Here is a 25,158-nt window from a genome sequence, read left to right as displayed (position 1 = left end):
TTACGACAGGTTGGGCGCCAGCCAGCGCTCGAGGTCTTCCTTCGAGGCGCCGCGGCGCGCTGCCATGTCGGCCACCTGGTCGTCGCCGATCTTTCCGACCACGAAGTACTTCGCGTCAGGATGGGCGAGGTAGAAGCCCGACACCGCAGCGCCCGGGAACATCGCGAACGAGTCGGTCAGCTCCATGCCGATCTCGCCGGCCTGCAGCGCCTTGAACATGTCGGCCTTGACCGTGTGCTCCGGGCAGGCCGGATAGCCGGGGGCAGGGCGGATGCCCGCGTAGCGCTCGGCGATCAGATCGTCGTTGGACAGCGCCTCGTCGGCGGTATAGCCCCACAGGTCCTTGCGCACTCGCTCGTGCAGGTATTCGGCAAAGGCTTCGGCCAGGCGGTCGGCCAGCGACTTGAGCATGATCGACGAGTAGTCGTCGTGCGCGTCCTCGAAGCGCTTCTCGTACTTTTCGATACCCAGGCCCGCAGTCACCGCGAACATGCCGATGTAGTCCTTGACGCCCGAGTCCTTGGGCGCGATGAAGTCGGCCAGGCACTGGTTGGGGCGCTGCACGCCGTCGACCAGGGGCTTGACGCCTTGCTGGCGCAGGCCGTAGTAGGTGAACGCCACTTCGGTGCGGGTGTCGTCGGTGTAGACCTCGATGTCGTCGTCATTGACCGAGTTCGCCGGCAGCATGGAGATCACGCCGTTGGCGGTCAGCCAGCGGCCTTCGATGACCTTGCGCAGCAGCGCCTGGCCTTCCTCGAACACTTTCGAGGCGGCTTCGCCCACCACCGGGTCGGTCAGGATGGCGGGGTAGGGGCCGGCCAGGTCCCAGGTCTGGAAGAACGGGCCCCAGTCGATGTACTTGGCCAGCGTGCCCAGGTCGACGTTGCGGAACTCGCGGCGGCCGATGAACTTCGGGCGCACCGGCGCGAACTCCAGCACCGCCTTGTTGGCGCGCGCCTGCTTGAGCGGCAGGATCGGCAGCGCCTTCTTGTTGGCGTGCTGCTCGCGGATGCGCGCGTAGTCGTCGCTGATGTCCTCGATATACTTGTCGCGCGTCTCGGGCGTGAGCAGCGACTGCGCCACCGACACCGAGCGCGAGGCGTCCGGCACGTACACCACCGGGCCTTCGTAATGGTGCGAAATCTTGACAGCGGTGTGGGCGCGGCTGGTGGTGGCGCCGCCGATCAGCAGCGGGATCTTCAGCATGCGGAAGTGCGGATCGCGCTGCATTTCGCGCGCCACGTGCGCCATCTCCTCGAGCGAAGGCGTGATCAGGCCGGACAGGCCGACCATGTCCGCGTTCTCGACCTTGGCGCGCGCCAGGATCTCGGAGCAGGGCACCATCACGCCCATGTTCACCACTTCGAAGTTATTACACTGCAGGACCACCGACACGATGTTCTTGCCGATGTCGTGGACGTCGCCCTTGACGGTGGCGATGACGATCTTGCCCTTCGGTTTGGCGACAATGCCGGTGCGCTTCTCCTCGGCCAGCTTTTCCTCTTCGATGTAGGGGATCAGGTGGGCCACGGCCTGCTTCATCACGCGCGCCGACTTGACCACCTGCGGCAGGAACATCTTGCCCTGTCCGAACAGGTCGCCGACCACGTTCATGCCGTCCATCAGCGGGCCTTCGATCACGTGGATCGGGCGCCCGCCGGAGTCCAGCAGCTGCTGGCGCGCTTCCTCGGTATCCTCGACGATCCACTGCGTGATGCCGTGCACCAGCGCGTGCGACAGGCGCTGGTTGACCGTGCCTTCGCGCCATTCGAGATTCTGGGCGTCCTGCTTGCCGCCCGCCTTGAGCGTGCCGGCGATCTCGATCATGCGCTCGGTGGCGTCCTCGCGGCGGTTCAGTACCACGTCCTCGACCCGCTCGCGCAGTTCGGCCGGGATGTCGTCGTACACGCCCATCATGCCGGCGTTGACGATACCCATCGTCATGCCGGCCTTGATCGCGTGGTACAGGAACACGGTGTGGATCGCTTCGCGCGCCGGGTCGTTGCCGCGGAAGCTGAACGACACGTTCGACACGCCACCCGAGATTTTCGCGTGCGGCAGGTTTTGCTTGATCCAGCGGGTGGCGTTGATGAAGTCCACCGCGTAGTTGTTGTGCTCCTCGATGCCGGTGGCGATCGCGAAGATGTTCGGGTCGAAGATGATGTCCTCGGGCGGGAAGCCGACCTGTTCGGTCAGCACCTTGTAGGCGCGCGCGCAGATCTCGGTCTTGCGTTCGAAGGTGTCGGCCTGGCCTTTCTCGTCGAAGGCCATGACGATCACGGAGGCGCCGTAGCGCCGGCACAGGCGCGCCTGGCGGATGAACTCTTCCTCGCCTTCCTTCATCGAGATCGAGTTGACCACCGCCTTGCCCTGCACGCATTTCAGGCCGGCCTCGATCACCGACCACTTGGACGAGTCGATCATGATCGGCACGCGCGAGATGTCCGGCTCGGACGCGATCAGGTTCAGGAAGCGCGTCATCGCGGCCACCGAATCGAGCATCGCCTCGTCCATGTTGATGTCGATGACCTGGGCGCCGTTCTCGACCTGCTGGCGCGCCACCGACAGCGCCTCGTCGTACTGCTCGTTCAGGATCATGCGTGCGAAGGCCTTGGAGCCGGTGACGTTGGTGCGCTCGCCGACGTTGACGAACAGCGAGTTCTCGTCGATGGTGAAGGGTTCCAGGCCAGACAGGCGCTGGGCCACCGGGATGTCCGGCACCGCGCGCGGCGCGCTGGTGGACAGCAGGTCGCCGATCGCCTTGATGTGTTCCGGCGTGGTGCCGCAGCAGCCGCCTGCGATATTAATGAAGCCGCTGTCGGCGAATTCGCGCAGCAGCGCCGAGGTGTCGGACGGCAGCTCGTCGAAGCCGGTGTCGCTCATCGGGTTGGGCAGGCCGGCGTTCGGATAGATGCATACGAAGGTATCGGCGATCTGCGACAGCTCCTCGGCGTAAGGGCGCATCAGCGCCGCGCCCAGCGCGCAATTGAGGCCGATGGTCAGCGGCTTCGCATGGCGTACCGAATTCCAGAAGGCAGGCACGGTCTGGCCCGACAGGATGCGGCCGGAGGCGTCGGTGACGGTACCGGAGATCATGAGCGGCAAGCGTTCCTGGCCCGGGTTTTCGTCGAAGTACTGGTCGATCGCGAACAGCGCCGCCTTGCAGTTGAGGGTGTCGAAAATGGTCTCGACCAGCAGCACGTCGGCGCCGCCCTCGACCAGGCCGCGCACCTGATCCAGGTAGGCGGCGGCCAGCTGGTCGAAGGTGACGTTGCGCGCCGCCGGGTCGTTGACGTCCGGCGAGATCGACGCGGTTTTCGGGGTCGGCCCGAGCGCGCCGGCGACGAAGCGCGGCTTGTCCGGGGTGCTGTACTTGTCGCAGGCGGCGCGCGCCAGTTTCGCCGCTTCGACGTTCATCTCGTAGGCCAGGTGGGCCATGTGATAGTCGTCCTGGGCGATGGTGGTGGCGCCGAAGGTGTTGGTTTCGATCAGGTCGGCGCCGGCCGCGAGGTAGCGCTCGTGGATCTCCTGGATCACGTGCGGCTGGGTCAGGGTCAGCAGTTCGTTGTTGCCCTTGACGAACAGCTCGCGCGCGCCGCTGCCTTCCGGCGCAGTAAAGCTGGCGAAGCGTTCGCCGCGGTAGGCGGCCTCGTCGAGCTTGTACTGCTGGATGATCGTGCCCATCGCGCCATCCAGGATCATGATCCGGCGCGAAAGGATTTCGCGCAGCTGGGTTTCAGTCTTGGAGATGGTCGGGGTGGTGCAGGTCATGATGTTCTTTCAATGGGCGGGAAACGCGGGCTGTCAATAGCCGCACGACCTAAAATTATACGTCATCGGCACAGTTTGGTTTTGTGGGCAAGACGCAAGCACCTCACCCTACATGCTTTCGTTTTAGATACACGTTTGTATCTTTATGTATTAAACGTACTGACTGATACATGAGGATACAAAACCCATTCCCTCAGCAATCTTTTGGATACATGGCAGGGCGACAATCGAAGTATTGACAGTTCCGGGCACGCCGTTTGCCCGGCAGGTCAAACCACAGGAGGAATCGCGCCGCTTTCTGCGAGCGCGGAGGATCCGCCGCCGACAAGAAGGAAGAGTAAATGAATAAGGAATTCGCACCTGCGTGGGATGAGCCGGCCCACGGCAGCTATCAGGCCAGCGCGCCGCAGCAGCAGGCCGTAAAAAGCAATCCAGGAACGCAGCAGAAGCAGATCGTGACGATCCGCCTGGATGTCGACATGCTCGACTGGTTCAAATCGGCAGGTCCGGGTTACCAGACCCGCATCAACCAACTGCTGCGCGAGCACATGGAAGCCGAACGCGCCAAGGCGGCGGCCGCCGAAGAGCAGGCCGCCTGAGGCTGGCTTAGTCGAAACAAAGTCCTTCCAGCGGGAATCCCTTGAGGAATTCCTGCGCCGGAAGGCGCTTGCCGCCAGGCTTCTGGAGTTCGGTCAGGCGCAAAGTCCCTTCCTTGCACGCGACCACGATGCCATGCCGCGCATCGGCCGCCAGCACCTGCCCTGGCAGCGTCGCACTACCGGCCGGCATCGCCTGCGCTTTCCAGATCTTGATGGTTACGCCGTTGACTTCGGCATGCGCGCCCGGGAACGGGTTGAACGCGCGGATCTTGCGGCTGATGTCATCGGCCGTCAGCGAAAAATCGATCTTCGCTTCGTCCTTGCTGATCTTGGCCGCATAGGTCACGCCCGCCTCGGGCTGGGTCACGGGTTTGAGCCGGCCTTCCTGCACAGCGCGCAGCGCCGCCACGATCATCTCGCCGCCCAGCGACGCCAGCTTGTCGTGCAGGGTGGCGGTGGTGTCCGTCGGCGCGATTGCGATCCTTTCCATCAGCAGCATCGGGCCGGTGTCCAGGCCTTCTTCCATTTTCATGATGGTCACGCCGGTTTCCGCATCACCCGCTTCGATCGCGCGGTGAATCGGCGCGGCGCCGCGCCAGCGCGGCAGCAGCGAACCGTGGATGTTGATGCAAGGCTTGATGTCGAGCGTGCTGCGCGGCAGGATCAGGCCATAGGCTGCCACCACCATCACGTCGTAGTCGGTCGCCAGCAGGCGTTCGTGGGCCGCCTTTGCCTCCGCGGCGCGCTGCGGGTCCTTGCTGTCCATGCGCAGCGACAGCGGCTGCAGCACGTCGATGCCTTTGGCCAGCGCGAACTGCTTGACGCTGGAAGCCTGCAGCTGCATGCCGCGTCCGGCCGGGCGGTCGGGCTGGGTCAGGACCAGGGGAATCGCGAAGCCGGCCTCGTACAGGGCGCGCAAGGCGATGGCGGCAAACTCCGGGGTGCCGGCGAAGACGACCTTCATCGGGCGCCTAGTAGCGGCGTCCGGCGGCGCGCAGGGCCGCGTCGCGCTCGATCGCGCGTTCTTCCTTGAGCAGCTTGGCCTTGATGCGGTTGCGCTTGAGCGGCGACAGGTATTCCACGAAGATCTTGCCCTTCAGGTGGTCCATCTCGTGCTGGATGCACACCGCCATCAGGCCGTCGGCTTCCAGTTCGAACGGCACGCCCTGCGCATCGAGTGCGCGCACCCGGACCCGCGACGGGCGCTCGACGCCGTCGTAGATGCCCGGCACCGACAGGCAGCCTTCGTCGTAGACCTGGCGGTCGTCGCTGGCCCAGACGATTTCCGGGTTGATGAACACGCGCAGGTCATCCTTCGTTTCGGTGATGTCGACCACGATCAGCTGCTCGTGCACGTCGACCTGGCTGGCAGCCAGGCCCACGCCGGGCGCTTCGTACATGGTCTCGGCCATGTCGGCCACCAGCCTGGCAATACGCTCGCCGAATTCGGTTACCGGCTTGGCAACCTTGTGCAGGCGGGCGTCAGGGTAGCGAAGGATATTCAGTAGTGCCATGGGTTCGTCCAGCTCAGTAACAATTTAATAATCGATTCGGGAATGCGATGCAAAAAATGCTCTAAAACAACAAAAATCCACTGTGCCGCACCGTCGGCGGGGTTAGTATTTCTTGCCAGTTCAAGGATTTATGTGCAGAATTTGATTCAGTATGGCAACCCTTTTTGATCAGCAAGTTGCATAGGGTAGTGCTCATTCTGCTGCCGTTGTACGCGATAGCGAGGCCCCGCGCAATGGTGATGAGTTCCGCCAGCAATTCCGTGTAATGCCGCATTTATCGGACATCTCAATGAAAAATTTTAGCACAGTCGGGGCACGTCTTGCATGTGCGGCGCTTTTGGCGGGCATCATGGCCGCACCCGTCCAGGCCGCGACCTGCGCCTTCCGTCCCAACGCGCCGGACCAGCACCTGGTGGTCAAGGGCGACACGTTGTGGGACATCTCCGGCAAGTTCCTCGAGCATCCCTGGTGCTGGCCGCAAGTGTGGGGCATGAACCGCGACGAGATCCGCAACCCGCACTGGATCTATCCGGGCCAGATCGTCTATTTCGACCGCCGCAGCGGCCGCCTGTCGCTGCAAAAGCCGGGCGATGCCGGCGCGGCGTCCGGCCAGCCGCCGCTGACCCGCCTGTCGCCGCAGCTGCGCACCGAGGGCCTGGGGCGCGATGCGATCCCGTCGATTCCCGCGTCCGCGATCGAGCCTTTCCTGACCCGCCCGCTGGTGATCGAAGACAGCGCCCTCGACGGCTCGCCGCGCATCGCCGCCTCGCAGGAAGGCCGCGTCTACCTGGGCCAGGGCGACAAGGTCTACGTCAAGGGCGCCCTGAACGGCGCGACCTCGTTCCAGGTATTCCGTCCCGGCACCCCGCTGCGCGATCCGGAAACCGGCAAGGTGCTGGCGCACGAGGCCCAGTACCTCGGCACCGTCAAGCTGCAGACCGCGGCCAGGCCGGGCGTCGACGTGCACACGTTTACCGTGACCGGCTCGTTCCAGGAAATGGGCGTGGGCGACCGCCTGATGCCGACCCCGCCGGAACCGATGCGCAGCTACGTGCCGCATCCGCCCGACAGCAAGGTCGACGCACGGGTGATATCGATCTACGGCGGCGTGACCTACGCCGGCCAGAACCAGATCGTCAGCATTAACCGCGGTTCGCTTGACGGACTCGATGTCGGCTCGGTGCTCCAGCTGTACCATTTCGGGAAGGTCGTGGCCGACCCCGGCGGCGCCAAAGGCATGCTGGGCATGGGCCGGCCGACGCTCAAGTTGCCGGACGAGCAGTACGGCAGCCTGTTTGTGTTCCGCGTCTTCAAGAACGTGTCCTACGGGCTGGTCATGCAGGTGACCGAGCCGGTGCAGGTCGGCGACGTGGCTAAATCACCGGAGTAACCGCCGTGCAGGACACGGACCCCACGCCAGAGAGCAGCCAGTCCGATTGGACCGGGTGGCTGCGCCTGGCCGAAGTGCCGGGCGTGGGCTGCGTGCTGGGCGCCCGCCTGCTCGCAGGGTTCGGTTCGCCGGCGGCCATATTCGCCGCCCCGCATGCGGACCTTGCCGCTACCTGCGGCGCGCAACTGGCGAGCGCCATCCTGGCGCCGCCACCGCCTTCCACGCTGGCGCTCATCGAGCGCACCCGCATATGGCTTGCCACACAAGGCAAGCACTTGCTGACCCTGCACCATCCCGCCTACCCGCCGCTGCTGCGGGAAATCTACGACCCGCCCCTCCTGCTGTATGCGGCCGGCCACGTCGAGCTGCTGTCGGCGCCGATGCTGGCGATCGTGGGCAGCCGCAACGCCAGCCGCCAGGGCGAGGCCAACGCCCAGGCCTTCGCGCGCGCCTTCAGTGACGCCGGCCTGACCATCGTGTCCGGGCTGGCGCTGGGGATCGACGCCGCCGCGCACCAGGCGGCGCTGTGCGGGTCAGGCTCCACGGTCGCCGTGATCGGCACCGGCGCCGACATCGTCTACCCGGCGCGCAACCACCAGCTGGCGCACCAGATTGCAGAAACGGGCTGCGTCGTCAGCGAATACCCGCTCGGGCATCCGGTGCTCGCCTCCAATTTCCCGCGCCGCAACCGTCTGATCAGCGGCATGAGCCGAGGCGTGCTGGTGGTCGAGGCAGCCGCGCAGTCGGGCTCGCTGATCACGGCACGCATGGCCGCCGAGCAGGGCAGGGAGGTATTCGCCATTCCCGGTTCCATCCATGCGCCGATGAGCAAGGGCTGCCACCGCCTGATCCGCGAAGGCGCCAAGCTGGTCGAATCCGCCGCCGACGTGCTGGAGGAACTGGCGCCGGCCGTGCCTGCCGCGCGCGGCGCCGGCGCGGAACCTGCCGCCGAGCTCGGCGGCCGCTTGCTGGCGGCGCTCGGCCACGAACCGGTCGACGGCGACACGCTGGCGCTGCTGAGCGGCCTCGATGCAGGCGCGCTGAGCGCCCAACTGTTAACAATGGAGCTGGCGGGGCAGCTTGAAAGGTTGCCAGGTGGACTATTCCAGCGTGTCAGCCGATAGTTGCCGCCTTGAAAATGTTGCGCTGGACGGGCCAAGGTTTGAAGCGCTCTTGTGCCGGGATGAGCTTAACTGATAGAGTAGAGCCATGTTCGACATCCTGGTCTACCTTTACGAGACGTACTACCGCCCCGACGCCTGCCCGGAGCCGGCGGCGCTTGCGCGCAAGCTGTCCGCCGTGGGATTCGACGATGTCGAGATTTCGGAAGCGCTCGTATGGCTGACCGACCTGACCGAAATGGCGGGCGGCGACCTCGATTTCACCACCGACGGCACCCGCTTCTACGTCGAGCAGGAGTACGATACGCTGGGCACGCCCGCGGTCGGCTTCATCCAGTTCCTCGAAAGCGCCAAGGTGCTCAGCCCGGTGCAGCGCGAGATCGTCATCGAACGCGCGCTGGCGCTGGACGAATCGCCGGTCAGCCTCGGCAAGCTGAAGATCATCGTGCTAATGCTGCTCTGGAGCCAGGGCAAGGAGCCGGACGCACTGATGTTCGACGACCTGTTCGGTTCCGACGACGAGCAGGCCCCGCGCCTGCTGCACTAAGCTTCACACGCCCCGCCCGCGCCCCGTGCGCACCGTTTCCCATGTTGCGCCATACCGGAATCCGCGGCCCCGTGATCGGCCCCTTGCGGATTTCACGGCAACCCGCTTATCATTGGCCGCACCCACCGGATTGTTACAATTTCGATATGAAAATTGTAATTCTGCGGTCTTGCGGCAGAGCATGTATGATGCGCGTGCCAAATAATTAAAAGTACGACGGGAACCCTATGACCAAAACCCTCATCATCGCCGAGAAGCCGTCCGTCGCGAACGATATCGCCAAGACGCTGGGCGGCTTCACCAAGCACGATGAGTATTTCGAATCCGACGAATACGTCCTGTCCTCGGCCGTCGGCCACCTGCTGGAAATCGCGGTGCCGGAAGAGTACGACGTCAAGCGCGGCAAATGGAGCTTCGCCCACCTGCCGATGATTCCGCCTTACTTCGCGCTGAACCCGATCGCCAAGACCGAGTCGCGCCTGAAGGTGCTGAACCGGCTGATGAAGCGCAAGGACGTCACCCAGCTGATCAACGCATGCGATGCGGGCCGCGAAGGGGAACTGATTTTCCGCCTGATCGCGCAGAACGCGAAGGCCAAGCAGCCGGTCCAGCGCCTGTGGCTGCAGTCGATGACGCCGAACGCGATCCGCGAAGGCTTCGCCAACCTGCGCAGCGACGACGAGATGCTGCCGCTGGCCGACGCCGCGCGCTGCCGTTCCGAAGCCGACTGGCTGATCGGTATCAACGGCACCCGCGCGATGACCGCGTTTAACTCGAAAGAGGGCGGCTTCTACCTGACCACCGTCGGCCGCGTGCAGACGCCGACCCTGTCGATCGTGGTCGAACGGGAAGAGAAGATCAAGAAGTTCATCCCGCGCGACTACTGGGAAGTACGCGCCGAATTCGTGTGCGCCGCCGGCGTGTACGAAGGCCGCTGGCTGGACCAGTCGTTCAAGAAGGACGAGAACGACCCGGAGAAGCGTCCGGAACGCCTGTGGAGCAAGGCCGCCGCCGACACCATCGCGATGGCATGCAAGGGCCGCCAGGGCAACGTGACCGAGGAATCGAAGCCGACCACCTCGATGGCGCCGGCCCTGTTCGACCTGACCAGCCTGCAGCGCGAGGCCAACGGCCGCTTCGGCTTCTCGGCCAAGAACACGCTGGGCCTGGCCCAGGCGCTGTACGAGAAGCACAAGGTGCTGACCTATCCGCGTACCGATTCGCGCCACCTGCCTGAAGACTATATCGGCACCGTCAAGGAAACCATGGCGACGCTGGCGGAGAACAACAACTACCACCAGTTCGCCAAGCAGATCACCGACAAGGGCTGGGTCAAGCCGAACAAGCGCATCTTCGACAACGCCAAGATCTCGGACCACTTCGCGATCATCCCGACCACGCTGGCGCCGAAGAACCTGTCCGAGCCAGAGCAGAAGCTGTACGACCTGGTGACGCGCCGCTTCATGGCGGTGTTCTTCCCGGCCGCGGAATTCCAGGTCACCACCCGCTACACCGAAGTCTCCGGCCACCAGTTCAAGACCGAAGGCAAGGTCATGACCAATCCGGGCTGGCTCGCCGTCTACGGCAAGGATGTCGCCGCGGCCGACGACAAGGAAGGTTCGGGCACGCTGGTGCCGGTTGCGAAGGGCGAGAAGGTCCTCACCGAAAAAGTCACGGCCAACGGCCTGGTCACCAAGCCGCCTGCGCGCTACTCCGAAGCGACCTTGCTGTCGGCGATGGAAGGCGCGGGCAAGCTGATCGACGACGACGAGCTGCGCGACGCGATGGCCGGCAAGGGCCTCGGCACGCCGGCGACGCGCGCGGCCATCATCGAAGGCCTGCTGGGCGAGAAGTACCTGATCCGCGAAGGCCGCGAGCTGATCCCGACCGCGAAAGCGTCGCAGCTGATGACGCTGCTGCGCGGCCTCGGCGTGAACGAGCTGACCGCGCCCGAACTGACCGGCGAGTGGGAATACAAGCTGTCGCAGATGGAAAAGGGCAAAATCTCGCGCGAGGAATTCATGCGCGAGATCGCCCAGATGACGCAGATTATCGTCAAGCGCGCCAAGGAATACGACAACGACACCATCCCGGGCGAGTACGCCACGCTGCAGACGCCGTGCCCGAACTGCGGCGGCGTAGTCAAGGAAAACTACCGCCGCTTCGCCTGTACCAAGTGCGAGTTCAGCATGACCAAGACGCCGGGCAGCCGCCAGTTCGAGATCGCCGAAGTCGAGGAGCTGCTGAAGAACCGCACCATCGGTCCGCTGCAGGGCTTCCGCTCGAAGATGGGCCGTCCTTTCGCCGCCATCCTGCGCATCGTGAAAGACGAGGACATCAACAACTACAAGCTGGAATTCGACTTCGGCCAGAACGACGAGGGCGAGGACGGCGAGGGCGTCGACTTCACCGGCCAGACCGCGCTCGGCCCGTGCCCGAAATGCACCGGTGGCGTGTACGAGATGGGCCTGGCCTATGTGTGCGAGCACAGTGTCGCCAAGCCGAAGACCTGCGACTTCCGCAGCGGCCGCATCATCCTGCAACAGGAGATCTTGCCGGAACAGATGGCGAAGCTGCTCAACGAAGGCAAGACCGACCTGCTGCCAGGCTTCGTATCGCAGCGCACGCGCCGTCCGTTCAAGGCCTTCCTGGTGAAGGGCAAGGACGGCAAGATCAGCTTCGAGTTCGAGGAGCGCAAGGCAAAGGGGACGACTGCCAAGTCGTCCGCTAAGGGCAAGACCGCGAAGGCCGAGCCGGAAGCGGAAGGCGGCGAAGAGGCTGTAGCAGCGCCGGCGAAGAAAGCGCCGGCCAAGGCTCCTGCCAAAAAGGCTGCGGCGAAAAAGGCGCCTGCGAAGAAAGCACCCGCCAAGAAAGCGGCGGCAGCGAAAAAGTAAGTGCCGTCAGCTGCAAGCGAGAAACCGTGTCACCCGATTTTCGGGGGCACGGTTTTTTATTTCGGCGCGGCTCGTTTTAGCCAGTATTCTGGAGGACGCTGCTTTTTCGACATAGCGAGTACCAGTATGCCTCCCGGCTTGGACTGGTAGACGATCATATGTCCCATATGGCCAACCGGCATGATGCGAACCGAGCGCCCCACGCTGCGTCCGCTTAGCGGAAACCTGGATAACAAGGCGAGAGTGCGTTCAATGGCGTCGAGCAGATTAGCACCCAGCCCTTTTCGCTGGCGCTCATATTCCTCGAACGCCGCTGCGAAATCCAGCCGCGCCGCGGTGGATAAGCGTGACGTCATTTGGAAAGGCGTGCCCGAGCTTCGGCCAGTACGATCTCGGCTGGAATACCAGGATCGCGCCCGCTCTCCAGGTCAGCAATCCGGCGCTGTATCTCCTGATCCCAGGCTTCGTCCCATTCGTCGCCGAGCTGCAGTCCTAGCACGGCTGCGGGATCGAGGCCATAGTCCTCGATCTCTCCCATGGAGACACGCTCGTCGAACTGAGCCAGGCTATACAGATGAAGGATGATTTCCTGAAGCGAACAATCATCGGGAAGATGACTCAAGAGCGCAGCAACGCGTTGTTTTGGCGTGTACATGATTGTCTCCGGCGGGTATGTCAGTTAGAGCCCCGCCATTCTGCAAAGTTCGCCGTGATCCGCTAGGGCAGCGCGCTTATTTCAGGTCTGCGGTGTCAAAGTAGACGGTGCCGATGACTTCAGCGCCCGGCAGCGCACGCGCCAGTGCGGCGGCGGCTGTCTCATCGAGGCCTTGTTTTGCCACGGTGATAGCGCCCGTTGCGGCGTCATGAGGGGACGCAATCGCCACGATATGATCGAAGTCCGGCCGGCTGTCGATCTCCTTGACAAGGAAACGCTGCTTGCCACTGCCCAGCTGCACATAGCGCGCGCCATCGCTGGTCTTCGCGTCTTTGGCCAGCTGGCGGTACATCAGCACCTTGTCGACCACCACCGTGGCGCTGCTGTACTGCGCCTTGCCGCCCCGTTCGAAGTGGCCCAGCACGAGGTCGGCCTTGAACTGGCGCAGCGGCTCGCCGGCGTTCGGCGCCAGCCGGTCCAGCGCGAACTTCTCCGGATCGACCGTCCACAGCGCGGTCTTGCCGTTCAGGCGCTGGCGCAGCTCGGCGTCCAGCTTCCGGTCGGCCAGGTGCACCTGCAAGATCACCTGGTAGTCGTGCGGCGCGTGGAACATCGGCAGGTGCGAGGTGTACAGGGCTTCCTTGCCGCCGAATAGCGCCATGCCGTGGGTGCCGAAGTTACCGCCCGGCTGGGCCGCGCCAGCCGCGCCTGCGAACAGCAGGCCCGCGATCAATGTCAGTTTCTTCATGCTCGTTTCTTGTGTGAGGGTATCAGCGGTACTCGACCTGCATCATGTTATCAGCTGGCTTGCGGTCGATCAGCTTGTTGTCCGGATCGATACCGGCCCGGGCCGGGCGGCCGCCCACGATCAGCGTCACCGTCACATCGCGGCTGCCGACGATGCGGCGCTCGCGCAGCAGCGGCCTGCCGTCCTTGTCGTCGACGCCGAATTCGATCACGTCCTTCAGCGGCGCTTCCTTTTCTTCACCCAGTTCGCCGGCCCGCATCTTGGTGGCCGAGGCGCTCACGGTTACCGCGTATTTGCCGTCGGCGCGGCGCTGCGCGGTGGCGGAGGTGGCGCGGTTCTCGTACAGGACGATGGACTCGAACAGGTCGTCGATCAGGTAGGCATATTCGGGCGGCGCGACCTGGCGCAGTGCGCTGGTCAGCACATCGACGCCGGGGTAGGGCGCGCCGTGGAAGGCGTGGTCCGCCAGCAGCTTGTGCAGCACGCCGTTGACCTTGTCCTCGCCCAGCACATCCTGCAGCAGGTACATCGCCAGCCCGCCCTTGCGGTAGTGGATGTAGTCCTGGTTCTCGTTCTGCGCCAGCGGCATCTCCTTGCGGTTCTCCAGCGCGCGGCCCATCAGGTAGCGGTCGAGGTCATAGCGCAGGAAACGCCGCATCTTGTTCTCGCCCATGGTCTTCTTCATCACCATCAGCGCCGAATACTCCGACAGCGTTTCCGACAGCACCGTGGCGCCGCGCGTGTTTGCGCCCACCAGCTGGTGGCCCCACCACTGGTGCGCCATTTCATGCGCGGTCACGTGGAACGGATAGTCGACGTCCTTCGGATCCTGGTCGTCCACCTTGGCGATGAAGCCGATGTTCTCCGAATACGGGATGGTGCCCGGGTAGGACTGCGCAAAGGTGGCGTAGCGCGGGAATTCGACTACGCGCACGACCTTGTGCTGGTAGGGGCTGAAGTTGGCCGAGTAGTACTCCAGCGACGCCTTGACGCCCTTGACGATGCGGTCCAGGTTGTAGGCATGGGCGGCGTGGTAGTACACATCGATGGTCACGTCGCGCCAGCGGTCGTGCCGCACTTCGTAGCGCGCCGACTGGAAGCCGTAGAAGTTCAGGATTGGCTTGTCCATCTTGTAGTGGAAGTAGCGGCGCCCCTTGTCCAGCCATTCCTTTTCCAGCGTGCCGGGGGCGATCGCCACCTGGTCCGGGCTGGTGCTGACCACGGCGTTGAAGTTGATCCAGTCGGCGTCGGAGCTGATATAGCTGTCGGCGCGGCCTTTGGGGTCGTCGCGCGCGAGCATGCGCTCGCGCGGCGCCAGCCCGTGGCGCTTGCGGTCGCGCTCATCGGAAAGCTCGATCGAGCGCATGTAGCCGATGCCCGGCAGCGCGTCCTTGTTGAAGAAGGTGCCGTTGCCGATCACGGGCGTGTCCAGCCCCAGGCCGAGGATGCCCTTCGGCGTGTAGGCCAGTTCGAAGTCCATCGCGATGCGCTCGCCCGGCTGCAACGGAGCGGCCAGGAGGTACAGGTAGACGCCGCGGTCGCGGTCGGTCAGCACCGCGCGCGCCGGCTGGCTGAAACGCACCCTGAGGTCGGCGCGGCGATCCTGGTTGACGATCACCTGGCTGACCGGCTTGCCGGTGCGGTTCTCCAGCTGGTAGCGTCCGCGCACGTGCAGGCTGCGGCTCTCCGGGCGAATGTCGACGCGCAGGTCGACATCGGTGATGCGCGGTTGCGGCGCGCCCGCCAGCGGCTTGTAGCGCTGTTCGTAGTCGGCGCGCTGCTGGTCGGCTTGCCAGGCGGTCTGGAAGTCGTTGGCGACATGCAGGTTGTAGTACAGCAGGCCGCCGGCGCCGAGGAAGATGGCCAGTCCGATGGCGAAGGTGGCCAGCACCGGCGTGCTCAGGTTGCGGCGCGCCATGCGCAGGCGGCTGCCGAATTCGTCGTTGCAGCCGCGCGGCCAGAACACCAGCGACAGCACCAGCAGCATCAGCGCGAAGCCGCCCCAGTACAGCTCGAACCAGCGCTCGCGCGCCAGGTAGTGGCCGAAGCCGTTCATGGCCGAATACACGAAGTCGGGCGAGGTGCCGTACAAGATCATCGGGTGGTCGAGGCCAAGCGAGGAGAAGGTGATCGTCGCCACGTAGTAGACGATCATCGCGAAGTAGGCCACGTACTTGTGATTGAACAGTACCTGCACCGTGATCGCCAGCACCGCCACCATTGCCCACTGCGGAAGCTCGATCAGGAACAGCGTCTGTACGTACAGGCCAAGCTCGAAGGCGAAGTAGCCGTCGAACACCTGGATCAAGAGGCCGCACAGCATCAGCACGAACAGCATCAGCGCCTGCAGGCCGACCAGTGCGAATACCTTGGCCAGCATGCGCACCCAGGTCGGCACCGGCATCACGTCGAGCATCGGCGCCACGCGCGCCTCGCGCTCGCGCCAGACGATTTCGCCGGCGTAGAAGGTGGTCACGATCAGCATGAACAGCGAGAAGGTCTCGCCGATCAGTTCCAGCACCTGGTAGGTGACCGGGTAGGTGCTGGTGCCGTAGATGGCGCCCATGTTCAGCGAACTGGCGAACACCGTCAGCACCGAGGCCAGCACGATCACGGCGAAGTAGACATTCCTGGTCGACTCGCGCAGGTTCAGCCAGCTCGAACGGGCCAGCAGCAGCAGCAGGCTGCGGTTGGCGAAGTCGGGTTTTTCGCGGGTGTCGGCGGCGACCTGGCTGAGCTGCACCGGCATGTCGTTCTCGCCGCCCTTGGCGCGGCCGCTGTCGGCGGCGCTGATGAAGTGGAAGCGCCAGTAGCCGAGCAGCAGCACGACCAGCGCGAAGCCGGACCAGATCGCGCGGTTGAGCAGGTACACGCTTTCGAAGGGGATCACGCGCACGTTGCGTTCGGCCACCGTCCAGTATTCGGTCATGCGGATCAGGGCGGTGGTGCCGAACGGATCGATCAGCGCGGCCAGGGTCTTGTAATCGAGGTCGCGCGCCAGGTAGGGCGCCACGATGTAACCGACCATCATCACCACGCTGGCCACGTACACCGGCATCATGCGGCGGGTCAGCGCGGCCAGCACGAAGAAGATGGCGCCGAAGATGAACAGGTTCGGCGCCTGCATCAGCACGAACGGGCGCAGGTACAGCATCAGGTTGACGGGGCCGAGCCGCTCCGGCTCGATGCCGGGTATGTAGGTGCCGAGCCAGGCGCCCAGCACGATGCTGGAGAAAACGATCACCAGGGTCAGGTAGGCGCCCAGGAAGCGCCCGAACACGTAGGCCGCCTTGCCGATCGGGGCGCTGAAGAAGAAGTGGTGCATGTCGTACTCGAAGTCCTGCTGGACCGAGCGGCCCATCACGGCCGCCACCACCACCACCCCGAGGCAGCCGAGGAAGGCAACCGTCATGTCCACCGAACGCGGCGCGTTGATGAACACCTTGCCGCCGAAGATGACCTGCACCTCCTTGAACACGCCGCCGGCGGCCGCCATCCACAGCATCGCCAGCGCCAGGAACATGGCGAAGTAGACCCAGGTCGAAAGCAGCTTGAGCCGCTGCCGGGCTTCGAACAGTGCGATTGCCAGCATGACTGCCCCTAGCAGTTGCTGGCCGCGGTATGGCGTCCGGCGATGGTGGCGAAGTACACGTCTTCGAGATCGCAGATGGCCGGCTCGAAGCCGTCGCCGGGGGCGCGGTCGGCGTACACCCGGATCAGGGTGCGCCCGGTCAGCAGGCGGGTCGAGATCACCGAGTGCTGCTTCTGGAACGCGGCCACGTCGGCTTTCGCCACGAAGCGCTCCCAGATCTTGTCGCCGATGTCCTCGATCAGCTTCTGTGGCTCGCCGCACAGCAGCACGTGGCCCTTGTTGATGATGGCCATGTTGGAGCACAGGTCGGCCACGTCGGACACGATGTGGGTCGACAGCAGGACCGTCTTGTCCTCGCCGATGTCGGACAGCAGGTTGTGGAAGCGCACCCGTTCCTGCGGGTCGAGGCCGGCGGTCGGCTCGTCGACGATGATCAGCTGTGGATCGCCCAGCAGCGCCTGGGCGATGCCGAAGCGCTGGCGCATGCCGCCCGAGAAGCCGCCGAGGCGCTGGTGGCGCACGTCGAACAGGTTGGTCTGCTGCAGCAGGCCGTCGACCACCTCGCGCCGGCGCGCGCGGTTGGACAGGCCCTTGAGGATGGCGAAGTGGTCAAGCAGCTCGTAGGCGGTGACCTTGGGGTAGACGCCGAAGTCCTGCGGCAGGTAGCCGAGCAGGCGGCGCACCTCGTCCTGTTCGTCGAGCACGTCGATATCGCCCAGGAACACCGAACCGGAATCGCATTCCTGCAGCGTGGCCAGGATGCGCATCAGGGTCGACTTGCCGGCCCCGTTGGGCCCGAGCAGGCCGAACATCCCGGTGGGGATCGTCAGGGTGACCTTGTCCAGCGCCACCACGCCATTGGCGTAGGTCTTGGACAAATTGCGAATCCTTAATTCCATGCTGACTTTGCTCCTGTAACCTTGCGTAACCGGCAATGCGGTTGTCATACTTTTGTGATAGTTGCATTGTATTAAATTTACGGCCGGTATGGCGGCCCATTGCGATGCACGGCGCTTTGACTGGAACAGAGTGACGAATCGGGGGAATGGAAGGGCGGGTGTCTGCACAAAAATGAGGCAGGCGGGGTGTGGGCTGGTTGGGGATGCGATGCGTGCGGCATTCCCGCCCCTGGGCGACAGGGGAGGAAATTGACCACACGCGGCAACTCAAGGCGCCTTGTCGGTCGGGTCAATCCCGATCACCAGCTTGCTGCCTTCGAAGGCATACGACGGCACCTCCATGTTGCGCGGGGCCGGGACATTGCGGAACACGCGCCCGGCAAGGTCGAACTTGGAGCCGTGGCAGGGGCAGTAGAAGCCGCCCGGCCAGTCGTCGCCCAGGTCGGCCGCACCGGCGTCCGGGCGGTAGCTGGGGATGCACCCGAGATGGGTGCAGATCGCCGTCAGCACCAGGAATTCCGGATTCAGGGCGCGCGTGGCATTGGCCGCGTAGGCGGGCTGCTCCGGCTCCTTCGACTGCGGATCGGCCAGGTCGCCGTCATGCCCGCCCAGCGCCGCCAGTTGCGCGCTGGTGCGGTGCAGCACCCAGACCGGCTTGCCGCGCCATTCGACCGTGACCAGCGAACCCGGCGCGATGGTGCTGACGTCGAGCTCGGCCGGCGCGCCGGCCGCGCGCGCCCGTTCGCTGGGCGACATGCTCTTGATGAAGGGGACCGCGGTGGCGACGAGCCCGAGCCCGCCCGCCGCCGCGGTGGTGATGGTCAGGAAGTGCCGGCGCTCTGGCCGATAGCTGAGTGGGGTGGTGTGCATGCTGTGCCTCTTCCGGTTCGCCAAAGACAAGCGTTCCAAGGTTAGACAAGCGGCGGGGCAAACTGTTGCAATGCCCCTGCCCGGGAGCGCGGAAAATGTGGATAATGGCCGAATGGATACTGTCATTAAAGAAAATGTGCTCGCGGTAACCCGCCGCGGCCAGAGCGCCGTCGAAGCGACCAATTTCTTTCGCGTCGCGCTGGGCCTCCATTACCTTGCCGCACTGATGACTAACGAGGCGATCGACTTCAAGAAGGTCGACCGCGACTACAACCGCTTCATCTACCAGTCGATCGGGCGCGGCCACACGATTACAAGCGTACTCCAGTTTATGAGCGGAGCCAAGCTGGTTCCGGTACTCGAATCGAAGCGTTTCCTGTCCTCGTTCGCCGAGCACTGCCCCGAGGTGCCGGTCGACAGTATCCCCTTCCTGCTGTCGCTGAACCTGTCGGTGGCGAAGAAAATTTCCGGCATCGACATCGCCGGCCCGGTGCTCGACTGGATCGAGCGCCAGAAGCTGCCGGAAGCGGGCGCGCCGGTCCCGCGCGACGTCTTATAATGCCGTTTTCACACTATCCGGGAACACGGCCATGCAACTGCGCTCACACAATCCAATCGACCACCTGATCATCGGCGTCGACAAGGCGCTGCGCGTGATCGGCGGCGTCGCCACCTCGTCGCGCCCGAACCCCGCAGCCCATGCGGCCGATGCCGCGCTCGACGAGCGCGAGCAGCGCCACAGCGCGGGCCTGATGCGGGTCAACCACGTAGGCGAGGTGTGCGCCCAGGCCCTGTACGACTCGCAGGCGCGCTTCGCCAAAACGCCCGAGATGCGGGCGCAGTTCGAGCAGGCCGGGCGCGAGGAAGAAGACCACCTCGCATGGACCGCGCAGCGCCTGGCCGAACTGGGTTCGCAGCCCAGCCTGTTCAATCCCCTGTGGTATGCGGGCGCCTACGCGATCGGCACGGTCGCGGCCAAGCTGGGCGACGCGCGCAGCCTGGGCTTCGTGGTCGAAACCGAACGCCAGGTCGAGGCGCACCTGAACAGCCACCTCGACCTGCTGCCGGTACAGGACGCCAAGTCGCGCGCGATCGTCGAGCAGATGCGCGCCGACGAAGTAGCGCACGGCGCCGCGGCGCAGGCGCTGGGCGCGGCCGAAACGCCGATGCCGGTCAAGGCCGCGATGACGGCCATGTCCAGGGTCATGACCACCACCGCCTATTACATCTGACGCTTATACTTCGACGATCTCGAACGTGTGGGTGATCTGCGCGGTCTTGGCCAGCATGATCGAGGCCGAGCAGTATTTGTCGTGCGACAGGTTGACCGCCCGTTCGACGACGGCGTGCCTGAGGTTCTTGCCGCTGACGACGAAATGGAAGTGCACATGGGTGAACACCTTGGGGTCGGTGTCGGCGCGTTCTGCCTTGAGCGTGACGTCGCAGCCCTCGACCTGTTCGCGCCCGCGTTTCAGGATCAGCACCACATCGTAGGCGGTGCAGCCGCCGGTACCGAGCAACACCATCTCCATCGGGCGCGGCGCCAGGTTATGGCCGCCGCCTTCCGGCGCGCCGTCCATTGCCACCATGTGGCCGGACCCGGTCTCTGCGCGGAAACTCATGCCCGAAGGGCCGTTCCAGCTGACTTTCACTTCCATGACACCTCCCTCGAAATATGTTGGGCATATTGTAAGGGAGGGCAGGATTCGGCGCAGGGGGCCGGGCTCAGACCGCGAGCACGTAGCGCTCGCTGCGCAGGCGCCACGATGCGAACGCCACGCCGGCCAGTGCCGGCACCAGCGACGAGAAGAAGGTCAGCACGAACGGCGCCACGCCCATGTCGCCGCCCTTGGCGATTTCGCGCAACAGGGTCTGGTTCGACAGCATCGGCACCGCGTACATCCACATCGCGGTCTTGAGCTCCATCATCGACACCACCACGCCCGGAATCATCGGCAGCAGCACCACGATGCTGGCCATGCTCTGGGCTTCCTTGAACGATTTGGCGTTCATCGCCAGCGCGATATGCACCGAGGCGGCCAGCATCGACAGCGGCACCGACGCCAGGCACACCATCGCCAGGTCGAACGAGGTGACGCGCCAGACCATGCCGATTTCCTCCAGCGGCAGCCAGCTGAGGATCGCATGCGCCAGCGCCAGTTCGAGCGTGATGCCGATCACCGCCAGCAGGCCGGAGGTGAGCCACTTGCCGATAATGAGTTCGGAAGGGCGTACCGGCTGCGCCATCAGCACTTCCAGCGAGCGCCGTTCGCGCTCGCCGGCGGTGCTGTCGACCGCGGCGGACAGGCCGCAGATAAAGGCCGGGAAGAACAGGAAGCCGAGGATGGCGCCGATCAGGCCGGCCGACCGTGCGGCGGTGCTGCCGGTGTCGTAGCGCTGCACCTTCACCGGCGACATCACCACTGGCGACACGCCGTGGGCCAGCAGGCGCGCGCCGGCGATGTCGGCGTTGTACTCGCGCAGCACGAGGTCGATGTCGCGCTGGCGCGGGCCGTTGTCGATCGCGGAATCGAACCACAGCTCGACCTGGGCCGGCCGCATGGCCTGGTAGTTCTCGGTGAACTTGTCGCCGATGCGCAGCACCGCCACCGCCCTGCGCGAACGCAGCAGTTCGCCGATGGCGTCCTCGTCCATCGGCTCGATCTGCTGCACCGTGATGTTCTTCTGCTTGAACTGCGCCATCAGGTTGGGCGCCTGGGCCGCGCCGATCACGGCCAGTTCCATGCCTTCGCGCTCGGGGCGGGTGGCGCGTTCGATCTGCTGGTTCAGCATGTAGCCCAGCATCACCGGGTACATCAGCGCGAACAGGGCGAGCAGCAGCAGCGAGCGCTTGTCGCGCAGGGTCTCCTTGAACTCCTTGAGGAAAACGACCAGGAACTTCGGCTTCATGCGGCGATCCCTTCTTCGCCTACCAGGCTGACGAATGCATCTTCGAGGTTGGCGATGCCGGTGCGGCGGCACAGTTCTTCGGGCGAACCCTGGGCCACGGTATGGCCCTTGGCGATGACGACCACGTCGTCGCACAGGTGGGTCACTTCCTGCATCACGTGGGTTGCCATCAGCACGCAGCAGCCTTCCTTGCGCAGCGCATTGAGCGCGTGGCGCAGGGCGCGGGTGCTCATCACGTCCAGGCCGCGGCTCGGTTCATCGAGCAGCAGGTGGCGCGGACGGTGCAGCAGCGAACGTGCGAGCGCCACCTTGATGCGCTGGCCTTGCGAGAAGCCCTTGGTGCGGCGATGCAGGATGTCCTCCATCGACAGCAGGTCGGCCACCTCCTCGATCCGCTGGCGCAGGGCGGCGCCGCCCATGCCGTTCAGCTCACCGAAGTAGGACAGGAATTCGCGCGTCGTGAGGCGCTCGTACAGCCCGAACTGGTCGGTCAGGAAGCCGATGTTGGCGCGTACCGCCATCGGGTCGAGCGCCGGGTCGACGCCGCCGATGGCGATGCTGCCCTGGTCGCGCTTGAGCAGGCCGACCAGCAGGCGCAGCAGGGTGGTCTTGCCGGCGCCGTTGGGGCCGAGCAGCGCGGTGATCTGGCCGTCGCGGGCCGTGAACGATACGCCGCCCAGCGCCTGGACCGTACCGAAATGTTTGCGTACGTCGCTTACTTCAATCATCAGAATTGCTCCGAGAAACCCTGTACTTCAGGGCAGGGAGTGAAAGGAGCCGGGCGCAAAGCGCCCGCAGCCGTTAAAGTGAAAAAATGTTTTGAACTTTGGTGTTGGTCCACGGTCAAACTCCTTAAATGCTTCAGTATGCGATTACGCGCTGGGGCATGATTTACTAGTACCGCTTTTTCCAATCCGCAGTCGCCTTAGGCGAGGTCGAGAGATATCCTGCGGATTGAATAAGAAGCTGGGCTCTTTCAGCCCGGCTTCCGTCTGGGGCATCAGACGCCAGCAGTGGGAATCCCCTTTCGTTCACGAAGGGGAGGATGTCAAGTCTGCCTCTGCGTTAAGGGTGGGGGCCGGCGCTGCCGACCTGGAAGGTGGGCGCGGGGATCTCGGCAAGGCAGGTGGCGTCGAGCTTCTGGTCCGGCTGGTCGATGAAGGCGCGCAGCAGGCGCGGCGCGCAGCCGAGCGGCGAGATGCCATGGCCGGCGTTCGACACCACCACGTGCCGGGCTTTCGCCATGTGCTTGCCGGCTGCTTCGGCGCGGCGCGGTGGCGTGACCGGATCGAGCGCGCCGGACAGCATCAGCACCGGCGCGTCGATGCGGGTGGGCGCCGCATACGGCACCGCCGGCGCGCCGACCGCCTTGCACACGTCCTGCAGGCGGTTGAGCAGGTGCGCCGTCAGCTGCGAGGCGCGCGCGTCCTCCTCCGCCATCGCGGGCGTCACGCGCGGGTAGTCTTCGGCGCAGATGACGGCCATGTGCAGCACCAGCGCCATCGGGCCGTCGACCGCGAAGTCGCCCATCACGTTGCGGCGCGCGATGAAGGGCGCCCAGCGGCCTTGGGAAGCGCTGTGGATCAGGAACGGCAGGCGGCGGCTGTCGAGCGGCGAATACAGCACGCTGTGGACGGTGCCGAGGAAGCGGTCGCGCGTCATCTGGGTTTTCAGGGGCCGCGTGGTGCGCGGATCGGCCACCGACACTTCGATCGGGCCGGCGCCGAGGCGGGCTACCAGCGCGTCGAATTCGGCGCGCAGCGCAGGGAAGGCCTGGTTGCAGCTGGCGTCGCGTGCGCAGGCCTTGAACAGCCCGTCGAGCGCGGCCTGGCCATCGCGCCCGCCGACCGGGATCACCTGGTCGGGCGCGGCCACGCCGTCCAGCACCAGGGCGCGCACGGCGCCAGGGAAGGCGCGCGCGTAGGCCTGGCCGAGGCGGGTGCCGTAGGAACCGCCCCAGATATTGACCTTGCCGTAGCCGAGCGCGCGCCGGACCTGTTCGAGGTCGCGTGCGGCATTGGCGCTGGTGTAGGCGGCGTACGGCTTGCCCAGGGCGGCGATGCAGTTGCGGATTTCGGCGTCGAGCTGGTCGTCGTTCATCGTCTCGTGTTCCGGCTTGCTGGGGCAATCGAGCTTGCCCGACAGGCCGGTGCCGCGCTGGTCGATGAACACGATGTCGCGGGTGGCGCGCACGCGGCGGAAGGTGTTCTCCACCATGTCGAGCAGGTCGCTGCCGGCCTGGCCGGGACCGCCGGCGAGGATGAACAGCGGGTCGGGCCGGGCCGACTCGCGGAAGGCGGGCGCCAGGGTCACGTGGATGTCCATTTTGGCGCCGTCCGGCCTGGCGTAATCGACGGGCACCGGCACTTTAATACAGCGCATCGCCTCGTCGGTGCCTGGCAGGTGGCAGCTGCGGCCGGCGTTGGCGGCGGCGGCGGCATGGGCAAGCGGGGCGGACAGTAGGAGGGGGATAAGCAGCGCGGTGAGGCGGGTACGGAATTTCACAAAGACTCCTGGTATGTGGGCGCAGCCATAGTAAATTGACATTGTTTTCACCGTCAACAACTTTGGCCGGAGGGCAAGTTTAGCGGCCTGTGCCTTCATGCGACACCTGTCTGGAACCAGCCTTGACTCGGCAGGGGCAGGCGCGGTATGATCGTCGGCTTTCCGTTTGCTCAGGAAAAGTAAATAAGGCAGAGTCCGCTGGTAGCGAAGGCGGAACCACCATTTGAGCGATTTAATATTAGGAAGTCATCATGAAAACTTTTTCCGCTAAAGGACACGAAGTCCAGCGCGATTGGTTCGTGGTTGACGCGACGGACTTGGTCCTCGGACGTGTTGCCAGCGAAGTGGCACGCCGACTGCGCGGCAAGCATAAGCCAGAATTCACTCCTCACGTCGACACCGGCGATTTCATCGTCGTCATCAACGCAGGCAAACTGCGCGTGACCGGCACCAAGGCAACCGCGAAGACCTACTACCGTCACAGCGGCTACCCAGGCGGCATCTACGAGACCAACTTCCTGAAAATGCAACAGCGTTTCCCAGGCCGTGCTCTCGAGAAAGCCGTCAAGGGCATGCTGCCTAAGGGCCCGCTCGGCTACGCGATGATCAAGAAGCTCAAAGTGTACGCGGAAGGTTCCCACCCGCACGCGGCCCAGCAACCTAAAGCACTCGTTCTCTAAGGAGCTGACATGATCGGTAACTACAATTACGGCACCGGCCGTCGCAAGAGTGCAGTCGCTCGCGTGTTCATCAAGGTTGGCACTGGCCAAATCATCGTTAACGGCAAGCCAGCGTCCGAGTACTTCTCGCGCGAAACCGGCCTGATGGTCATCCGTCAGCCGCTGGAACTGACCGGCAACGTCGAGCGTTTCGACATCAAGGTTAACGTTCACGGTGGTGGCGAGTCCGGCCAGGCTGGCGCGGTTCGTCACGGCATCACCCGTGCACTGATCGATTACGACGCAGCACTGAAGGGCGACCTGGCACGTGCCGGCTTCGTTACTCGTGACGCACGTGAAGTCGAGCGTAAGAAAGTTGGTCTGCGCAAAGCACGTCGCGCAAAGCAATTCTCGAAGCGTTAATCGTTTCACTGGCAGCGCTCCGGCGCTGCATTCAAAAAGCCGCGCGCTGCGAAGCCCGCGG

Annotated in this window: 22 protein-coding genes; 9 read left to right on the top strand and 13 right to left on the bottom strand. The window is 64.7% G+C overall.

All coding sequences use genetic code 11. The features are described 5' to 3' along the window. Entirely contained in the window at positions 1 to 3,771 is a 3,771-nt protein-coding gene (gene metH / locus D3872_RS13695; RefSeq protein WP_119811293.1) for a methionine synthase, read from the bottom strand. Between the two features lie 341 nt (positions 3,772 to 4,112). Between metH and D3872_RS13690 the strand changes: the two genes are divergently transcribed. Further along, the gene (locus D3872_RS13690) at positions 4,113 to 4,370 is read left to right on the top strand and encodes a BrnA antitoxin family protein (protein ID WP_119811292.1); all 258 of its coding nucleotides are present in this window, start codon (positions 4,113 to 4,115) and stop codon (positions 4,368 to 4,370) included. Positions 4,371 to 4,377: 7 nt separating this feature from the next. On the opposite strand, the gene fmt is transcribed toward D3872_RS13690, so the two are convergent. Together fmt and def are read right to left on the bottom strand one after the other, a co-directional pair. Beyond that, entirely contained in the window at positions 4,378 to 5,334 is a 957-nt protein-coding gene (fmt, locus tag D3872_RS13685) for a methionyl-tRNA formyltransferase (RefSeq protein ID WP_119811291.1), read from the bottom strand. Between the two features lie 7 nt (positions 5,335 to 5,341). Further along, positions 5,342 to 5,884, bottom strand: coding sequence for a peptide deformylase (def, locus tag D3872_RS13680; RefSeq protein ID WP_119811290.1), 543 nt, complete (start codon positions 5,882 to 5,884; stop codon positions 5,342 to 5,344). A 289-nt stretch (positions 5,885 to 6,173) separates the two neighbouring features. Between def and D3872_RS13675 the strand changes: the two genes are divergently transcribed. The 4 genes from D3872_RS13675 to D3872_RS13660 all read left to right on the top strand — a co-directional run bounded on the left by D3872_RS13675 (position 6,174) and on the right by D3872_RS13660 (position 11,836). After that, on the top strand, positions 6,174 to 7,274 hold the full coding sequence (locus D3872_RS13675; RefSeq protein ID WP_119811289.1) for a LysM peptidoglycan-binding domain-containing protein: 1,101 nt from the start codon (positions 6,174 to 6,176) through the stop codon (positions 7,272 to 7,274). A gap of 5 nt (positions 7,275 to 7,279) precedes the next feature. Beyond that, on the top strand, positions 7,280 to 8,398 hold the full coding sequence (gene dprA, locus D3872_RS13670; RefSeq protein WP_119811288.1) for a DNA-processing protein DprA: 1,119 nt from the start codon (positions 7,280 to 7,282) through the stop codon (positions 8,396 to 8,398). Positions 8,399 to 8,483: 85 nt separating this feature from the next. Continuing rightward, on the top strand, positions 8,484 to 8,942 hold the full coding sequence (locus D3872_RS13665; protein ID WP_119811287.1) for a Smg family protein: 459 nt from the start codon (positions 8,484 to 8,486) through the stop codon (positions 8,940 to 8,942). Positions 8,943 to 9,169: 227 nt separating this feature from the next. Then, positions 9,170 to 11,836, top strand: coding sequence for a DNA topoisomerase III (locus D3872_RS13660; protein WP_119811286.1), 2,667 nt, complete (start codon positions 9,170 to 9,172; stop codon positions 11,834 to 11,836). A gap of 56 nt (positions 11,837 to 11,892) precedes the next feature. Here D3872_RS13660 and D3872_RS13655 read toward each other — a convergent pair whose 3' ends face one another. The 6 genes from D3872_RS13655 to petA all read right to left on the bottom strand — a co-directional run bounded on the left by D3872_RS13655 (position 11,893) and on the right by petA (position 18,600). Continuing rightward, positions 11,893 to 12,192, bottom strand: coding sequence for a type II toxin-antitoxin system RelE/ParE family toxin (locus D3872_RS13655; RefSeq protein ID WP_119811285.1), 300 nt, complete (start codon positions 12,190 to 12,192; stop codon positions 11,893 to 11,895). Beyond that, on the bottom strand, positions 12,189 to 12,491 hold the full coding sequence (locus D3872_RS13650) for an addiction module protein (protein WP_119811284.1): 303 nt from the start codon (positions 12,489 to 12,491) through the stop codon (positions 12,189 to 12,191). Before D3872_RS13650 ends, D3872_RS13655 begins: the two co-directional genes overlap by 4 nt. Positions 12,492 to 12,567: 76 nt before the next feature. Further along, positions 12,568 to 13,239 (bottom strand): hypothetical protein, encoded by a 672-nt coding sequence (locus tag D3872_RS13645; protein WP_119811283.1) that lies wholly within the window; start codon positions 13,237 to 13,239, stop codon positions 12,568 to 12,570. A gap of 22 nt (positions 13,240 to 13,261) precedes the next feature. Further along, entirely contained in the window at positions 13,262 to 16,831 is a 3,570-nt protein-coding gene (locus tag D3872_RS13640; protein ID WP_119811282.1) for an ABC transporter permease/M1 family aminopeptidase, read from the bottom strand. Positions 16,832 to 16,839: 8 nt separating this feature from the next. Next, positions 16,840 to 17,730 carry an ABC transporter ATP-binding protein gene (locus tag D3872_RS13635; protein ID WP_119811281.1) on the bottom strand — a complete coding sequence of 297 codons (891 nt, stop codon included), beginning with the start codon at positions 17,728 to 17,730 and terminating at the stop codon, positions 16,840 to 16,842. A 267-nt stretch (positions 17,731 to 17,997) separates the two neighbouring features. After that, complete coding sequence (petA, locus tag D3872_RS13630) at positions 17,998 to 18,600, bottom strand: ubiquinol-cytochrome c reductase iron-sulfur subunit (RefSeq protein WP_119811280.1); 603 nt, start codon at positions 18,598 to 18,600, stop codon at positions 17,998 to 18,000. A gap of 112 nt (positions 18,601 to 18,712) precedes the next feature. On the opposite strand from petA, the gene D3872_RS13625 reads away from it, so the two are divergent. Then, positions 18,713 to 19,159 (top strand): hypothetical protein, encoded by a 447-nt coding sequence (locus D3872_RS13625; RefSeq protein WP_119811279.1) that lies wholly within the window; start codon positions 18,713 to 18,715, stop codon positions 19,157 to 19,159. Positions 19,160 to 19,190: 31 nt separating this feature from the next. Beyond that, a complete protein-coding gene (gene coq7, locus D3872_RS13620) occupies positions 19,191 to 19,832 on the top strand; it encodes a 2-polyprenyl-3-methyl-6-methoxy-1,4-benzoquinone monooxygenase (protein ID WP_119811278.1) in 642 nt (213 codons plus the stop codon). 3 nt (positions 19,833 to 19,835) lie between these two features. On the opposite strand, the gene D3872_RS13615 is transcribed toward coq7, so the two are convergent. From D3872_RS13615 to D3872_RS13600, 4 genes are all read right to left on the bottom strand, one after another. Beyond that, a complete protein-coding gene (locus tag D3872_RS13615; RefSeq protein WP_119811277.1) occupies positions 19,836 to 20,258 on the bottom strand; it encodes an OsmC family protein in 423 nt (140 codons plus the stop codon). A gap of 67 nt (positions 20,259 to 20,325) precedes the next feature. Then, entirely contained in the window at positions 20,326 to 21,510 is a 1,185-nt protein-coding gene (locus D3872_RS13610) for an ABC transporter permease (RefSeq protein WP_119811276.1), read from the bottom strand. Continuing rightward, the gene (locus D3872_RS13605; RefSeq protein WP_119811275.1) at positions 21,507 to 22,238 is read right to left on the bottom strand and encodes an ABC transporter ATP-binding protein; all 732 of its coding nucleotides are present in this window, start codon (positions 22,236 to 22,238) and stop codon (positions 21,507 to 21,509) included. Before D3872_RS13605 ends, D3872_RS13610 begins: the two co-directional genes overlap by 4 nt. Before the next feature lie 337 nt (positions 22,239 to 22,575). Beyond that, positions 22,576 to 24,015 carry an alpha/beta fold hydrolase gene (locus tag D3872_RS13600; protein ID WP_229459324.1) on the bottom strand — a complete coding sequence of 480 codons (1,440 nt, stop codon included), beginning with the start codon at positions 24,013 to 24,015 and terminating at the stop codon, positions 22,576 to 22,578. Between the two features lie 251 nt (positions 24,016 to 24,266). On the opposite strand from D3872_RS13600, the gene rplM reads away from it, so the two are divergent. After that, on the top strand, positions 24,267 to 24,695 hold the full coding sequence (gene rplM, locus D3872_RS13595; protein WP_119811273.1) for a 50S ribosomal protein L13: 429 nt from the start codon (positions 24,267 to 24,269) through the stop codon (positions 24,693 to 24,695). 9 nt (positions 24,696 to 24,704) lie between these two features. Next, positions 24,705 to 25,097 carry a 30S ribosomal protein S9 gene (gene rpsI, locus D3872_RS13590; RefSeq protein ID WP_119811272.1) on the top strand — a complete coding sequence of 131 codons (393 nt, stop codon included), beginning with the start codon at positions 24,705 to 24,707 and terminating at the stop codon, positions 25,095 to 25,097. Positions 25,098 to 25,158 lie beyond the last annotated feature (61 nt).

This window comes from Massilia cavernae (genome assembly GCF_003590855.1).
GTDB lineage: Bacteria > Pseudomonadota > Gammaproteobacteria > Burkholderiales > Burkholderiaceae_D > Telluria_A > Telluria_A cavernae.
The sequence above is the reverse complement of the archived record's forward strand: the minus strand, read 5'-3'. Positions and strand labels throughout refer to the sequence as shown.